General features: G+C 52.1%; 17 protein-coding genes. 16 read left to right on the top strand and 1 reads right to left on the bottom strand.

Annotated elements, in window-relative coordinates; translation table 11 throughout:
* Window positions 1–178: 178 nt before the first annotated feature.
* The 6 genes from G4V39_RS01180 to G4V39_RS01205 are packed head-to-tail and all read left to right on the top strand — an operon-like array spanning window position 179 to window position 5,377.
* Window positions 179–1,006 (top strand): glycosyltransferase, encoded by an 828-nt coding sequence (locus tag G4V39_RS01180; protein ID WP_166031192.1) that lies wholly within the window; start codon window positions 179–181, stop codon window positions 1,004–1,006.
* 34 nt (window positions 1,007–1,040) lie between these two features.
* On the top strand, window positions 1,041–1,820 hold the full coding sequence (locus tag G4V39_RS01185; protein ID WP_166031193.1) for a YkgJ family cysteine cluster protein: 780 nt from the start codon (window positions 1,041–1,043) through the stop codon (window positions 1,818–1,820).
* Between the two features lie 16 nt (window positions 1,821–1,836).
* Window positions 1,837–2,481, top strand: coding sequence for a histidine phosphatase family protein (locus G4V39_RS01190; protein ID WP_166031194.1), 645 nt, complete (start codon window positions 1,837–1,839; stop codon window positions 2,479–2,481).
* A gap of 8 nt (window positions 2,482–2,489) precedes the next feature.
* Window positions 2,490–3,551 (top strand): threonine-phosphate decarboxylase, encoded by a 1,062-nt coding sequence (locus G4V39_RS01195; RefSeq protein WP_166031195.1) that lies wholly within the window; start codon window positions 2,490–2,492, stop codon window positions 3,549–3,551.
* A 55-nt stretch (window positions 3,552–3,606) separates the two neighbouring features.
* Window positions 3,607–4,911 (top strand): phenylacetate--CoA ligase family protein, encoded by a 1,305-nt coding sequence (locus G4V39_RS01200; protein ID WP_181494233.1) that lies wholly within the window; start codon window positions 3,607–3,609, stop codon window positions 4,909–4,911.
* 13 nt (window positions 4,912–4,924) lie between these two features.
* A complete protein-coding gene (locus tag G4V39_RS01205) occupies window positions 4,925–5,377 on the top strand; it encodes an acetolactate synthase (RefSeq protein ID WP_166031196.1) in 453 nt (150 codons plus the stop codon).
* Here G4V39_RS01205 and G4V39_RS01210 read toward each other — a convergent pair.
* A complete protein-coding gene (locus tag G4V39_RS01210) occupies window positions 5,358–6,059 on the bottom strand; it encodes a histidine kinase (protein WP_166031197.1) in 702 nt (233 codons plus the stop codon). The two genes, G4V39_RS01205 and G4V39_RS01210, sit on opposite strands and share 20 nt — an antisense overlap.
* 238 nt (window positions 6,060–6,297) lie before the next feature.
* Between G4V39_RS01210 and G4V39_RS01215 the strand changes: the two genes are divergently transcribed.
* The 10 genes from G4V39_RS01215 to G4V39_RS01260 all read left to right on the top strand — a co-directional run bounded on the left by G4V39_RS01215 (window position 6,298) and on the right by G4V39_RS01260 (window position 14,504).
* Window positions 6,298–7,227: a magnesium transporter CorA family protein gene (locus tag G4V39_RS01215; protein ID WP_166031198.1), complete on the top strand. Its 930-nt coding sequence runs from the start codon at window positions 6,298–6,300 to the stop codon at window positions 7,225–7,227.
* An 8-nt stretch (window positions 7,228–7,235) separates the two neighbouring features.
* Window positions 7,236–7,766 (top strand): bifunctional adenosylcobinamide kinase/adenosylcobinamide-phosphate guanylyltransferase, encoded by a 531-nt coding sequence (locus G4V39_RS01220; RefSeq protein ID WP_166031199.1) that lies wholly within the window; start codon window positions 7,236–7,238, stop codon window positions 7,764–7,766.
* Window positions 7,753–8,829 (top strand): nicotinate-nucleotide--dimethylbenzimidazole phosphoribosyltransferase, encoded by a 1,077-nt coding sequence (gene cobT, locus G4V39_RS01225; RefSeq protein WP_166031200.1) that lies wholly within the window; start codon window positions 7,753–7,755, stop codon window positions 8,827–8,829. The genes G4V39_RS01220 and cobT overlap by 14 nt, the downstream gene beginning before the upstream one ends.
* Window positions 8,826–9,572: an adenosylcobinamide-GDP ribazoletransferase gene (gene cobS, locus G4V39_RS01230; RefSeq protein WP_166031201.1), complete on the top strand. Its 747-nt coding sequence runs from the start codon at window positions 8,826–8,828 to the stop codon at window positions 9,570–9,572. The genes cobT and cobS overlap by 4 nt, the downstream gene beginning before the upstream one ends.
* Before the next feature lie 137 nt (window positions 9,573–9,709).
* The gene (locus G4V39_RS01235; RefSeq protein ID WP_166031202.1) at window positions 9,710–9,973 is read left to right on the top strand and encodes an HU family DNA-binding protein; all 264 of its coding nucleotides are present in this window, start codon (window positions 9,710–9,712) and stop codon (window positions 9,971–9,973) included.
* A 332-nt stretch (window positions 9,974–10,305) separates the two neighbouring features.
* Window positions 10,306–10,539 (top strand): HP1242/YdcH family protein, encoded by a 234-nt coding sequence (locus G4V39_RS01240; RefSeq protein ID WP_220126100.1) that lies wholly within the window; start codon window positions 10,306–10,308, stop codon window positions 10,537–10,539.
* Between the two features lie 5 nt (window positions 10,540–10,544).
* Window positions 10,545–12,242: a biosynthetic-type acetolactate synthase large subunit gene (ilvB, locus tag G4V39_RS01245; RefSeq protein WP_166031203.1), complete on the top strand. Its 1,698-nt coding sequence runs from the start codon at window positions 10,545–10,547 to the stop codon at window positions 12,240–12,242.
* A gap of 11 nt (window positions 12,243–12,253) precedes the next feature.
* Window positions 12,254–12,748 (top strand): acetolactate synthase small subunit, encoded by a 495-nt coding sequence (ilvN, locus tag G4V39_RS01250; protein WP_166031204.1) that lies wholly within the window; start codon window positions 12,254–12,256, stop codon window positions 12,746–12,748.
* 12 nt (window positions 12,749–12,760) lie between these two features.
* The gene (gene ilvC / locus G4V39_RS01255; protein ID WP_166031205.1) at window positions 12,761–13,750 is read left to right on the top strand and encodes a ketol-acid reductoisomerase; all 990 of its coding nucleotides are present in this window, start codon (window positions 12,761–12,763) and stop codon (window positions 13,748–13,750) included.
* Window positions 13,751–13,853: 103 nt separating this feature from the next.
* The gene (locus G4V39_RS01260; protein ID WP_166031206.1) at window positions 13,854–14,504 is read left to right on the top strand and encodes a phosphatidylserine decarboxylase family protein; all 651 of its coding nucleotides are present in this window, start codon (window positions 13,854–13,856) and stop codon (window positions 14,502–14,504) included.
* The last annotated feature ends 2 nt before the right edge of the window (window positions 14,505–14,506 follow it).

Below are 14,506 nucleotides of genomic sequence, written 5' to 3' on the forward strand. Positions count from 1 at the left end.
AAGCCCTCCGGCTTGCTCTCTGACGGAAGCAGGCCATAATAAGCTTCTAGAGGTAAAAATCACAAATGAATTCCCATTCATTTAAGAATATCAGGCCTATACCGAAACTGGCCAAAATGGTCAAGTTTATTTTGACTTTCGGGCCAGGCAGAGAGTCTATACTAGCTAGGAGCCAAAGATGCCCCCGCTGGTCTCGGTGATTATCCCCACCCATAATCGGAAGGGTTTCCTCAAAGAGGCGGTAGAGAGCGTTTTGGCTCAGCGTTACCGACACTTTGAGCTCATCGTCGTTGATGATGGCTCAACTGACGGGACAGAAGAGGTTATTAAAGAGTATCCATCAATTATCTACCTCCGTATCCCCCAGGGGGGAGTCAGCCGGGCCCGCAATCGCGGGCTTGAAGTCTCCAGGGGTGAGATCATCGCCTTTTTAGACAGTGATGACCTCTGGCTGCCGGAAAAACTTCTCTACCAGGTAGCTTTTTTCCAGGCTCACCCTTCGGCCCTTATCTGCCAGACAGAAGAGATCTGGTTCCGGCATGGACGGCGGGTCAACCCTCGTAAAAAACACCGCAAGCTGGATGGCTTCATCTTTTTTGAGTCTCTTAAGCTCTGTCTGGTCAGCCCCTCAGCGGTAGCCATGCGTCGGGAGCTCTTTAAGCTGGTGGGGACTTTCGACGAAGACTTCCCGGTCTGTGAAGACTATGATCTTTGGCTGAGGGTGACCTCTCGCTTTCCCGTCTATCTTCTGCGTCGGCCTTTAGTTATAAAAAGGGGAGGGCATAAGGACCAGCTATCTCGACGCCCGGGGCTTGACTTCTACCGTCTAAAGGCCTTGGCCAAGATCTACCAGGCACCACATCTTAGCCCGGCTATGCGGGAGGCCATAGCCCAGGAGGCCATCCGTAAGGCGGCCATCTTTATCGCCGGGGCCGAAAAAAGAGGGCGTTTTGAGGCTGTCAGGGCCGCCAGGCAGATCCTTGCCTTGTTTGGCAAGGCAGCGTAATCTAAGCCCGAGAACTCAAGGAGGGGCCAGCATCATGATCGGGATAGGACTCCGGCCAGTTAAGATTGGTTTCGCTCAGGAGGAAAAAGAGCTCCTTTTGCGAAGCCTCTATGATTACTACGACCAGATAGTCTCTCGTCTAGAGCTGGCCTGCCGGCCCCGATGTTCGGCCTGTTGCACCCACAACGTCACCTTAACCAGCGCCGAGGCCTTTTATCTCTTAAAGGGGCTAAGGAGCAAAGGGCGTCTTGATCTTATTGATCGCCTAAAGACGGCGGCCACCAGGCCTCGCTACCGGCCGGCAGTAACCACTAACGAATTGGCCAAAATCTGTCTTCGTGGAGAGGATCCTCCGGCCGAGGGGGAGCATACCCCCGGCGCCTGCCCCTTCCTGGAGGATGATCTCTGTCCGGTCTATGAGTTTCGGCCCTTTGCCTGCCGGAGCTTTATCTCCAAGGTACCCTGTCCAGAGCAGGGAGAGGCCCTAATACCGCCGCATCTCTTCACCCTCAATACGGCCTTAATGCAGGTTCTTGAGTACCTTGATCTGGGGGGTCTCTACGGCAATATGATAGACTTAATTCTCTTCCTTGAGGCCTGGGAGAATAAAAAGGAAGAGACTGTACCCGAGGAGCTTCTCTCCTGTCATCCGGTACCAGAGTTCGCCATCCCCCCCGAACACGATCACATTGTCCGGCCGGCCATCGGTCGTCTCTATCGTCAGGAGGTCTCCGGCAAACGTTTCATTGACCGCCTTGAGGAGATTGAAGCCTCTTTAGGGGAGGAGCCTCTGAGTTTCTTGACTCAATTTTAGGACCAGCTCGCCAGGGATGAAACCGACCAGGCTAATCCTTATCCGCCATGGGGAGGTAAAGGGTCCTAAACCCGGGGCCTTCCACAGCCAACAAGATGTGCCTCTTAGCCTTGAAGGCCAACAAAAGATGGCCGAAATAGCCAGAGCCCTCAAGGTGCTCAACCTTCCCTGTGTGGCCAGCAGCGACCTTTCCCGAACCACCTACGGGGCCGATCTGGCAGCCGGCGACGGGACCTATCGTCTCATCGATCGCGACTTTCGGGAGATAGACTTTGGCGCCTGGAGCGGCCTTACCTGGGAAGAAATAGAAGAACTCTGGCCAGGGGCGATGAAACAACGCCTCCAGGACCCGACCGGCTATCGTCCCCCCGGCGGAGAAAGTCTTCTCGATCTTAAAGAACGGGTCGTGGTGGCCCTGGAAAGACTGCTGGCGGGCTATCCGGGAAAAACCGTGGCCCTTTTTGCCCACGGCGGGGTAAACCGGGTTATCCTGGCCGAGGCCCTGGGGCTTCCTTTAGAGAACATCTTCCGGATCCAGCAGGACTATGCCTGCATCAACCTGATAGATTACTTTCCAGACGGTCCTTCCCTGATAAGAATCATCAACGCCCCCCATGACATAGACCTTAAGAAAATTCTTTTGCGTCATGATTGGCCTTAGGGGAGAGGATGCTTAAAGGACACGGTGGAAATATATATCAAGCGGCAAGGGAGGCCGGTGTTTCACCCGAGGACTTGGTCGATCTTTCGGGAAACATCAATCCCCTCGGACCTCCCGAAGAGCTCTTTGCTTACTTGAAGGACCGTCTCTCCTTGATAACCCGGTTGCCAGAACCCGATCTGACCAGCCTTAGGCAGGCGGTGGCCAGGCGTCTTGAAATTTCGCCAGATATGGTCTTTCCGGCACCGGGGACAACTGACTGGATCTACCTCCTGCCGGCCATCTTAAGGGCCGAAGAAGTAATCATCTTTGGCCCCACCTATGCCGACTATGCCGATGCCGCCACCATCTGGGGGAAAAAGGCCTTTTACCTTCTGCCTGATAGCCCAAGAAACTGGCCCAATCTAAACCTGCCTCCCAAAGGAGGCCCTAGAGTTTATTTTCTCTGCAATCCCAATAACCCTACCGGGGGCCTGCTTTCCCGGGACAAGGTGCTAGACCTGGCCCAAAGGCTGACAGGAGATATTCTGGTAATCGATGAGTCTTATCTTCCCTTTGCTGCCTCGGATGAGGCCTCTCTAGCCTGGGGGGGACTTCCAGGAAACGTCTTGGTTCTAAGATCTTTTTCCAAAATCTACGCCATTCCGGGCCTGAGGCTGGGCTGTCTCTTGGCTCCAGAGAGTCTTTTTCCCCTTGTTGCCCCCCACCTTCGTCCCTGGTGGGTGGGAACTCTGGCCGCCGAGGCCGGGGTTTTCCTCCTTAACCAAAGAGGCTTTGAGGAGCAAACCCGAAATTATCTTAAGGCCGAAAGGGAAAGGATCTACCAGAGGTTAAAAGGGCTCCCCGGACTTGAATTTTTTACCTCGGTAACCACCTTTATTCTTTGCCGACTCAAGGCCCCCCGGGCCTCCGAACTTTGTCGCCGTCTTCTTAAAAGGGGTTTTCTGCTCAGGCCCTGCGGAAACTTTGTCGGCCTTGATGATCACTATTTCCGTTTCTCCCTCAAGGATCCAGAAACCAACAATCGTTTTCTTCAGGTCCTGACTCAAGAACTGGTTGACATGGCTTGAAGATTAAAGTTAAAGGCCGAAAGAGTTTTTTTCTCTTCTCTGAAGGGAGGAAGTTATGATTCACAGTCAGGCCGAGACTATGAGTCGAGAAGATCTAAGGGCCCTTCAGGCCCGCAGGCTACGGGAGACAGTAGAAAGAGTCTATCATCTGGTCCCTTTTTACCGGCGTAAGCTGGAGGAGGCGGGGGTAAGACCGGAGGATATCCGTTCGGTAGATGACCTAAGACGCCTTCCCTTTACCCTGAAACAGGATCTCCGAGATCACTACCCCTTCGGTCTCTTCGCCACTCCCCTGGAGCAGGTGATTCGGATCCATTCCTCTTCGGGGACCACCGGCAAGCCCACAGTGGTGGGATACACGGCCCATGACCTTGAGGTTTGGACAGAGGTGATGGCCCGCAGCCTGGTGATGGGTGGAGTGACCGCCGCTGACGTGGTTCACAACGCCTATGGCTACGGATTGTTTACCGGAGGCCTGGGTTTTCACTACGGAGCCGAAAGATTAGGGGCGGCCGTTGTCCCTTCAAGCGGAGGGTTCACGAAACGCCAGCTTATGCTCATGAAAGACTTCGGGGCCACCGTCCTCTGTTCCACCCCCTCCTTTGCCCTTCATTTGGCTGAGGTGGCCAAGGAGGAAGGCTACGATATCAAGAAGGATTTCCGTCTGCGGGTAGGCTTTTTTGGGGCTGAACCGGCCTCAGAAGGCCTGCGTCAGGCGGTACGGGAGGCCTGGGGAATTCACTATGTAGAGGCCTACGGCCTTTCAGAAATTATTGGTCCCGGGGTGGCCGCCTCCTGCCCCCACGGAGGGCTGCACGTCTTTGAGGATCATTTTATCCCTGAAATTATTGATCCAGAAACCGGTGAAGTCTTGCCAGAAGGTCAGGAAGGAGAGCTGGTCATCACCCCGATCACCAAACAGGCCCTGCCCCTGCTCCGGTATCGCACCAAGGACATCTCCCGACTCTATTACGCCCCCTGTCCCTGCGGCCGGACCATCGTCCGCATGGAGACCATCAAAGGCCGCACCGACGACATGCTGATTGTCAACGGCGTCAATGTCTTTCCCTCTCAGGTAGAACACGTCCTGACCCAGGTCGAAGGGGTCACCCCCAACTATGTTATTGTCCTGGACAAAAAAGGCGTTTTAGACAAACTTGAAGTCTGGGTAGAGGTGGACGAAAACGTCTTTACTGACGCTGTGGGTGGCCTGGAGGAGCTTAAACGCCGGCTGGAACAGGAGCTCCTCAACAACCTCTACATAAATGCCAAGGTCAAACTGGTGGAGCCCAAGACCCTGGAAAGGAGCATGGGTAAGGCGAAAAGGATCGTTGACCGACGGGAACTTATCCAAAAATAGACAGGGAGGCCGTATGTCTGAACTTCGTAAGCGTTATGCCATTAAGCAACTTTCCATCTTTCTGGAGAACCGCAAAGGCCGGCTTCTTGAAGTCACTGAGGTGCTTTTTAAGGCCGCCGTCAACATTCGGGCCCTTTCTTTGGCCGAAAGTGCCGAGTTTGGCATCCTTCGCCTGGTAGTCAACAACCCCGAAAAGGCCAAGAATCTGCTGGCCTCCTCGGGCTTTACCGTCAAACAACAGGACGTCTTTGCCGTAGAGGTAGACGACAAACCAGGATCGTTCTATCAAGTGGTCAAGCTTCTGGCCGGAGCAGATATCAACATTGATTACACTTATGCCTTTGTGGGTAATTCTGACCGGGCCATTCTCATCTTCAAGGTGCCGGAGGCCAAGTTTGATGCCGCTCTGGAGGCTATCTCCCAAGGGGGCATCAAGTTGGTAGAACCTATCTTTTTCTACGATTAGTCTCTGAGGCTTTAGTAAGGCTATTTACGGCTTCTTTAGGAGATAAAGGTCCCCCCTGGGGGAGGATCACCAAAAAGGAAACATCACCCTGGGGCCCGCGGACTGTCGAGAGAAAACCACGATGGGCTTTTATTAGATGGGCAGCATAGCTCAGAAGACCTGGAAATGGCTGTCCAGCAGGACGGAAAAGGGGTGGCCTTATTCCTCCTCCCTCTTTAGAGCAGACGAAACAGCCGGTATAGGTACTAATGAAGACAAGGGCCTGAGAATCTCTCCGTTCAAGACAGATTCTCATGTGGGCTCCGGGAACAGCCTCCATGGCCGAAAGCAAAAGGGCCACCAGGGCTGATTCTAAGGCCTGTCTGTCGGCATCAACAAGTATATCCTCTCTTAGAGAACAAATGATGTAGTGTCCTCCCCGACGGGCCAAGTCCCCCAAGATGTCTAGGACTCCCTTTAAGACCTCACTCAAAGGAATGGGGCTTTTGGCCTCAGTTTTAAAGGAGAGTTGGGTGTAGCGAAGAAGGGTCTCTAGCTCCAGATTGACTATCTCGGCCTCTTTAAGGACGGATTTAAGAAGTCTGCCGCTGGCACCGGTAAATCTTATCCGGGAAATCAGTCGAGAAAAGAGGACTCCAGCCCTCTCAGACGGGGAAACCTGCGGAGAGGATCTTGAAACCATTTCCCACCTCCATTGGTTTACCCCCCTTAGCTCCCCCACAGATCAGGGTGCGGGAAAATAAGGCAAAAGTCAAGCGATAGTTGAGGCCTATTGGCTATTTTTGTGGGTCTGGGAGTTTTTATAAAGATCTCTCTCCGGGCCTCAAGAGACCACTTTTCTTGACCGTCTATAATGCTCATGGTAAAGATCTCCAGTCTTTTGGCAAAATGGAGCCAAAAAGTGGATAAAGAGAGCCCCGGTGCTGCGACTCTATCAGGTAATAAATGGAGAAATAAGGCCTATTCAGGCCCTAGAGAAAGGGTGCTGGGTCAATCTGGTATCCCCCTCAGAAGACGAGCTTCTTTTTGTCCAGAGAGAGCTTAAAGTTCTGCCGGAATTTCTTCGTTACCCTCTTGATGAGGAAGAAACCTCTCGAGTTGAAGTCGAAGAGGATCAAGTCCTAATTATTATTAAAGTCCCCGATGCCCGGATGGAAAATGACGTTATTCGCTACGAGACCATCCCTATCGGGATTATCCTCACCGAGGAGGCCTTCATCACCGTCTGTCTTAAGGAGTCTCCCGTCTTTGAAGAAATGGTCTCCGGTCGACATCGCATTCTTATCCAGAATGCCGCCCAGTTTGTCTTTGCCTTCTTTCTTAAAGTAGCTGGTCTTTATCTCCGGTACCTGAGACTAATAGACAGACTGATCAACGACTACGAGCAGGAACTCCACCGCTCTATGCGCAACAAAGAACTCATCAAACTCCTTAATCTGGAAAAGAGTCTGGTTTATTTTAACACCTCTCTTCGGTCTAATGATCTAGTAATGACCAGACTTCAAAGCGGCCGTTTTTTGCGGCTCACCGATGAGGATCTGGAACTCCTGGAGGATGCCCAGATTGAAAACCGCCAGGCCATCGAGATGGCCAAGATCTTCAGTGACATTCTCTCCGGCACCATGGATGCTTATGCCTCGGTGATCTCTAACAATCTCAACATTGTTATGAAGTTTCTGACGGCGGTGACTATAGTCCTCATGTTCCCCAACCTTGTAGCCAGTATTTACGGAATGAATGTCCATCTTCCTCTCCAGGATTCCCCTTATGCCTTTGTCATCGTCATGGGATTTGCCTTTGCTCTTTCCACCCTGGTGGTGGCCATTTTTATCAAAAAACGGCTTTTCTGAGGTCTGCTGTGGAGTTGACCTTGGTCCTGGGAGGCCTCTCCTCTGGCAAAACAGCCCTGGCCCTTTCCCTGGCCCAAAGATTCATCCCCCCTAGAGTCTATATTGGTACAGCCGAACCAATAGACCAAGAAATGGCCCAAAAGATCGCCCAACATCGAGCCGAACGGGACGAAAGCTGGCAGACCGTGGAGGCTCCTTTAGAACTAGGCCGGGCCTTAAGGGAAAGTGATAAAAAAGAAATCAGTCTGATATTAGTGGATGGTCTTGGGGTTTGGCTGGGAAATTTATTCGCCAAAAAGATAGATTATCAAAAATATATAATTGAATTTCTAGACACCCTGTCTTTTGTTGAGACTCCTCTGATAATAGTTTCGGAAGAGGTTGGTCTCGGAGGGATAAGTCCTTCTCCAGAGGTAAGGCGCTGGGGGGAGGCCCTCGGAAAACTCAACCAGGCCCTGGCTGAACGGGCCAAACGGGTGGCTTTAGTGGTAGCCGGGTTTCCCCTCTGGCTTAAGGGAGGAGATTATGAGCCTTCTTGAAAAAACGATTAAGTCCATTGAGCCCGTTAATAGCCAGCTGGAACGGAAAGCTCAGCAACATCTTGACAACCTCACCAAGCCTCGGGGTAGCCTGGGGCGTCTGGAGGAGTTTGCCCGCCGTTACTGTAGCATTATCGGAGATCTTGATCCTCCTTATCCCCGCAAGGTGATCTGTGTCTTTGCTGGAGATCACGGGGTGGCCGAAGAGGGGGTTAGCGCATTCCCCAAAGAGGTCACCTTTCAGATGGTCCGGAACTTCCTCTCTGGGGGGGCGGGAATCAATGTCTTGGCCCGACACGTGGGGGCTGAGGTTCGAGTAGTGGATATCGGAGTTGACCACGACCTTTCAGGTCTCCCGGGCCTTATCCTTCGCAAGGTTGCCTGGGGTACGGCAAATTTCACCAAAGGGCCAGCCATGACCAGGGAACAGGCTATTGCGGCCATTGAAGTTGGTATCGAAATAGCCCGGGAAATGGTTGCCTCCGGCTTCCGTCTTCTTGGCACCGGCGAGATGGGAATCGCCAACACCACGCCGGCAAGTGCCATTACCGCTGTACTTTGTTCCGAGTCTCCGGAGACGGTTACCGGCCGGGGAACAGGGATAGATCAGAAGGCCTGGCAAAAGAAGGTAGAGGTCATCAGGGCGGGCATCGCCCTTAATCAGCCGGACCCGACAGACCCCATCGACGTTTTGGCCAAGGTAGGTGGGTTTGAGATCGGCGGCATCTGTGGCTTTATCCTTGGCGCGGCCGCTCAGGGGTGTCCGGTGGTTCTTGATGGCTTTATCAGTTCGGCCGGGGCCCTGGTAGCCTACAGACTAGCTCCTCAGGTAAGCCAGTATCTTTTTGCCGGTCACTGTTCCGTGGAGCAGGGACACCGAGTTCAACTTTCCCACATGGGCCTGTCCCCCATCATTGATCTTAACCTTCGTCTGGGAGAAGGCACCGGCGCAGCGTTGGCCATGGGCCTCATTGAGGCCGGGCTCAAAATTTACAAAGAAATGGCCACCTTCTCTGGTGCCGGGGTTTCACCTGGAAGCGAGGCCGAAGACATGGGGCCATGAGGAGCCTCCTTTTAGCCCTGCAGTTCCTGACCATCTTTTCCCTAAAAAAAGACCTCTCTCCCCGTTCAGCCAGCGAGATGGCTTGGTCCCAGGCCTTTTTTCCCCTGGTGGGAGGGCTGTTAGGAGGGATTTTGGCCGCTACGGCCTGGGGGGCCTCGAATCTTTTCCCTTCTTCTATTTCAGCCGTCTTGGTCTTAACCCTTCACTTTCTCCTTACCCGAGGGCTCCATGTAGATGGCCTGGCGGATAGTGCTGACGGTTTGATGGGCGGAAGCGACCGAGAAAGGGTCTTAAAGATTATGAAAGACAGCCGGACTGGGGCCATGGGGGTCTCCAGTGTGGTCTTGATGTTTTTGATCAAATTTGCTGCCCTAGAAGTTATAATCTCCCGGAAGATATTTTGGGGAATCGTAGCCGGGCCCATAATTGCCCGGGTGGCTCCGGGAGTATTCTCAGCTATCCTCCCCTATGCTCGCAGCCAAGGTCTGGCTAAAGAAATGGTTTCCCAGGGAAGATGGAGCATTGCTCTGGTGGCCCTTTCTCTGGGGGTAGGGGCCCTTTTTCTTTTCCTCCCGCTCCAAGAATTACTTCTCCTGTTTGTGGCTACCCTTCTCCTGTGGAGCCTTCTTATCTATTACTACTGGCTACGTCTTGGGGGAGTCACTGGAGATCTTCTAGGAGCCACTATAGAACTTACTGAGTCGTTGGTTTGGACTATTATCTGCTGCAACTTAACTAGATAAATTATCGCCATTTTTTGTTTGACTGAAAAAGATAAAATGCTAAGATGGCTTCGTTTTTAAGGAAAAAATAATATTTGGTTTCTTTCTTAAATCCGGGGGTTTTAAAACCAGCTTTTTTAAAGAAGGAGGTAGATTTTATGAATAAGGCGGAACTAGTAGAAAAAATGGCCCAATTGGCTGATGTCTCCAAGGCCACGGCAGAAAGATCCTTAAACGCCTTTATGGAAGCCGTTACCGAGGCCCTCAAGTCTGGAGAGAAGGTCACTCTCGTTGGTTTTGGAACCTTTATGGTAGCCGAAAGGGCAGCCCGAACAGGACGTAACCCCCAGACCGGTGAGAAGATTGAAATCCCTGCCCGGAAGGTGGTTAAGTTCAAGCCCGGTAGCAAGCTGACTTTGTAAAAGTGTCTTTTAGAAAGACGCTTATCGAAAAAAGTTTTCCTCCTCGATCAAAAAGAAAGGGACGCCTAGGCGTCCCTTTCTTTTTTTCGTCTCCCAAACAGAAAAAAATCTTGGTTAAAAAGGTAAATTTCTGGAAAATCTTAGAATTTTTGGAAAAAGAATTTTGCTTTTTATCTAAGCACCATAAATATCTTAACAAAGATTCTCCAATCTTTTATAAAAGAGCTAAATTATAAGCCATTGCTAGCTGGCTAATCTTCTCTTTGATAATCCTTCTTGACAACAATAAAGCTGAGGAGTAAAAGGCTAATTTCATTAATAAGGAGTGCCATATGATAATAGACAAAGACAAAGAACTCATTGCCCAGTGGATAGATAAAGACCCCGAACTCCGCAAATATTATGAAGAACATCAGCGATTGGAGGAACAAATAGAGGAGTTTGTCCGCCGACCATATTTAACTACCGAGGAGGAGATAGAAAAGAAAAGACTTCAGAAAATGAAGCTTGCCGTCAAGGACAAAATACTGGAAATCCTTGAAAAATATCGAAAGGTAGGTGGCTAAAGACAATGAAGATGACCGGTGCTAAGATGATCGTTGAGGCCCTGAAACGGGAAGGAGTGGAGGTGATTTTTGGCTATCCCGGAGGGGCCATAATTGATGTCTATGACGAACTCTACAAAACCCCGGAGATAAGACATGTCCTTGTCCGTCACGAACAGGGAGCTACCCACGCAGCCGATGGCTATGCCCGGGCCTCAGGTAAGGTGGGAGTAGCCATTGTTACTTCCGGGCCGGGGGCAACCAATACCGTTACGGGAATAGCCACGGCCTATATGGATTCCATCCCTATTGTGGTCTTGAGTGGCCAGGTGCCCACAAAGCTCATAGGTAATGATGCCTTCCAAGAGGTGGATATTGTCGGAATCACCAGGCCTTGCACCAAGCACAACTTCTTAGTCAAAGATATCCGGGATCTGCCCCGAATCATGAAGGAAGCCTTCTATATTGCCCGGTCAGGTAGACCAGGCCCCGTCTTGGTGGATCTACCCAAGGATATTCAGCAGGCCAAGGGCGAGTTTGACTACCCGGAGGAGATCAGACTTCGATCTTACAACCCTGTCTACAACCCCCATCCCAAGCAGGTAGAACGGGCCTATCGTTTATTGGAAAAGTCTAGTCGGCCCATCATTCTTGTTGGCGGAGGCGTCATTCACTCTGGGGCCCACGAGGCTGTAAAGGAGCTGGCTGAGCGCCTCAATCTCCCGGTGACCATGACTTTAATGGGCCTTGGCGGATTCCCAGGCACTCATGAGCAGTCCCTGGGAATGTTGGGTATGCACGGCACCTACTACGCTAACATGGCCGTGGCCAACAGTGATCTTATCTTGGCAGTGGGAGCCAGGTTTGACGATCGGGTCACCGGTAAGGTGGACGCCTTTGCCCCCATGGCCAAGATAATCCACATAGATATTGACCCCACCTCCATTCAGAAAAACGTCAAGGTGGATGTCCCCATCGTTGGGGATTGCCGTCTGGCCATTGAGAAACTTCTGGAGATTGTCAGAGAGGTAGATCGGCCGGTCAAGGTTTGGAAGGAACAGTTCAAGGAGTGGTGGGAGCAGATCGATCTTTGGCGGCGACGCTACCCGCTTTCTTATAAGCAAGAAGAAGGGGTTATCAAACCTCAGTTCGTTATAGAAAAGCTTTATGAGCTCACCAAGGGCAGAGCGGTAATTACTACCGAGGTAGGGCAAAATCAGATGTGGACGGCCCAGTTTTACAAATTTGACGAGCCGCGGACCCTTCTTTCATCCGGTGGTTTGGGGACCATGGGCTACGGTTTTCCTGCGGCCATTGGAGCCCAGTTTGCCCGGCCCGATCGGCTCGTTGTGGATGTCGCCGGGGATGGCTCCATCCAGATGAACATTCAAGAGCTGGCCACGGCCATGGAACAGCGCCTGCCCATAAAAATTGTCATCCTCAACAATGGCTTCCTGGGCATGGTTCGGCAGTGGCAGGAGCTCTTCTATGAGCGCCGCTACTCGGCCACCGCCTTTCAGCTAGTGCCGGATTTTGTCAAACTGGCTGAGGCCTATGGGGCTACAGGCATGAAGATTACCCACCCCGATGATGTAGAACCGGCCCTGAAGAAGGCCTTAGAGATCAATTCCCTGGTGATTCTGGATTTTATTATCGCCCCGGAAGAAGGGGTCTTCCCTATGGTTCCGGCCGGAAAGGCCACCACGGAAATGATCCTGGTCTAAAGGAGCTGGGCATGGAAAAAAAGCACACTCTATCGGTTTTGGTTGAAAATACTCCGGGGGCCCTTTCGAGGATCACCGGGCTCTTTAGTGGCCGAGGTTTTAACATAGACAGCCTTTGCGTGGCCGAAACCTTAGATCCCACCCTTTCTCATCTCACCTTGGTCACCCACGGTGACGACATGATCATCGAACAAATCATCAAACAGCTCCGGCGTCTTATAGACGTCTACAGAGTAGTGGATGTCACTGGAGAAGGTGAGTTTGTAGAAAGAGAGATGGCCCTGATCAAGGTCCGGGCCGAGAAGGACACCCGGGCCGAGGTGCTCCGAATGTGTGATATCTTCCGCTGCAAGGTGGTCGATGTTAGTCCCAAGACTTATACCTTGGAGGTCACAGGTCCAGAATCTAAGCTTAAGGCTGTCATTGAGCTTCTACGGCCTATAGGGATAAAAGAGATCGTCAGAACGGGTATCATCGCCATGCAGCGAGAAAAAAAGAGCCTCTAAAAGGAGAGTACCATGAAGATATATTATGAACAGGATGCTGATCTTTCCCTCCTTGAAGGGAAGAAGATAGCCGTCCTTGGCTTTGGTAGCCAGGGTCATGCCCACGCCCAGAATTTAAGAGACAGCGGCCTAGAGGTTATCGTGGGCCAGAGGCCGGGCTCCAAAAACTATGAACGGGCCGTGGCCGCGGGTTTCAAGCCGGTATCGGCAGCAGAGGCCTGCGCGGCGGCAGATGTGATCGTGGTCCTGGTGCCGGATCAGGTTCAGCCAATCCTCTATGAAGAGGCCATTCGGCCTAATCTCAAACCGGGCAAGATGCTCATGTTTGCCCACGGATTCAACATCCATTTTGGTCAGATTGTTCCTCCTGAAGATATAGATGTAACTATGGTAGCCCCCAAAGGGCCCGGGCATCTGGTTCGCCGAGAATATGAACGGGGAGCCGGGGTGCCGGCTCTGGTGGCTGTCTATCAGGATGCCACCGGTAAGGCCTTGGATAGGGCCCTTGCCTACGCCAAGGGTATCGGGGCCGCCCGGGCGGGAGTAATTGAGACCACCTTCCAGGAGGAGACCGAGACTGATCTTTTTGGAGAACAGTGTGTCCTTTGTGGGGGAGTCTCTGCCCTTATCAAGGCCGGCTTTGAGACCTTGGTCGAGGCGGGCTACCAGCCAGAGATTGCCTACTTTGAGTGCTGCCATGAGCTAAAGCTTATCGTTGATCTTATCTACGAAGGTGGACTGGCCTTTATGCGCTATTCCATTAGTGATACTGCAGAGTATGGCGATCTCACCCGGGGCCCCAGGGTCATTGGTCCGGCGGTTAAAGAAGAGATGAAGCGTATCCTGGAGGAGATTCGCTCTGGACAATTCGCCAGGGAATGGATTTTAGAAAATCAGGCCCAGCGTCCGGTAATGAAGGCCCTCAGAAGAAGGGAGGCCGAACACCAACTAGAGGAGGTAGGAGCCAAGCTTCGGGCCATGATGCCCTGGCTGAAGAAATAACTTCTTTTCCTTATTTACCTTGTGGGAGGCGGCATTGAGCCGCCTTTTTTGTTATTCCCTTTAAGGATTGCCCCTTTGATCATCTTTGGATAAGAAAAGGGACATGTTTCCGGCGACAAAGATAAATCGAGAAGGCCTTCCCTTTGTGGGTGGGGCCTTTTTGACGGCCCTTGGAGCCTGGCGCCTTGGCCGGAAGCGACTGGCCCTGGCTGCCTCAGCTACCGGTCTTTTTCTGGCCTATTTCTTTCGGGATCCCTATCGTCGTCCTCCCGAAGATCCGTCCTTTATTTTGGCCCCGGCCGACGGAAGAGTTATTGAAATCACCAGGGCCTATGAGGAAAACTTTCTTAAAGATTACGTCTTTAAGGTGAGCATTTTCATGACCGTCTTTGACGTTCATGTCAATCGAGCGCCGGTGGCCGGAAGAGTTCTTTCTTATATCCACCGACCGGGATGCTTCCTGGCCGCCAACAAGCCAAAGGCCAGCCAGGTAAACGAACGGGCCTATCTTCTTCTTGAGCGAGATGATGGCCAGCGGATCTTGACTGTCCAGGTGGCCGGCCTTCTGGCCCGACGCATTGTCCGCTGGGTCAGGGAAGGCCAGAGCCTGGAGGCCGGAGAGCGATTTGGAATGATCCGTTTTGGTTCTCGACTGGATGTTTATTTTCCCACCCGGGCTCAAATTTTGGTTAGAGAAAAGGAACGAGTCCGGGCAGGAAAGACACCTATTGCTTATCTTCCTATAAGAGACTAAAT

The sequence above is a fragment of the Thermosulfuriphilus ammonigenes genome (assembly GCF_011207455.1).
In the GTDB taxonomy this organism is placed as follows: domain Bacteria; phylum Desulfobacterota; class Thermodesulfobacteria; order Thermodesulfobacteriales; family ST65; genus Thermosulfuriphilus; species Thermosulfuriphilus ammonigenes.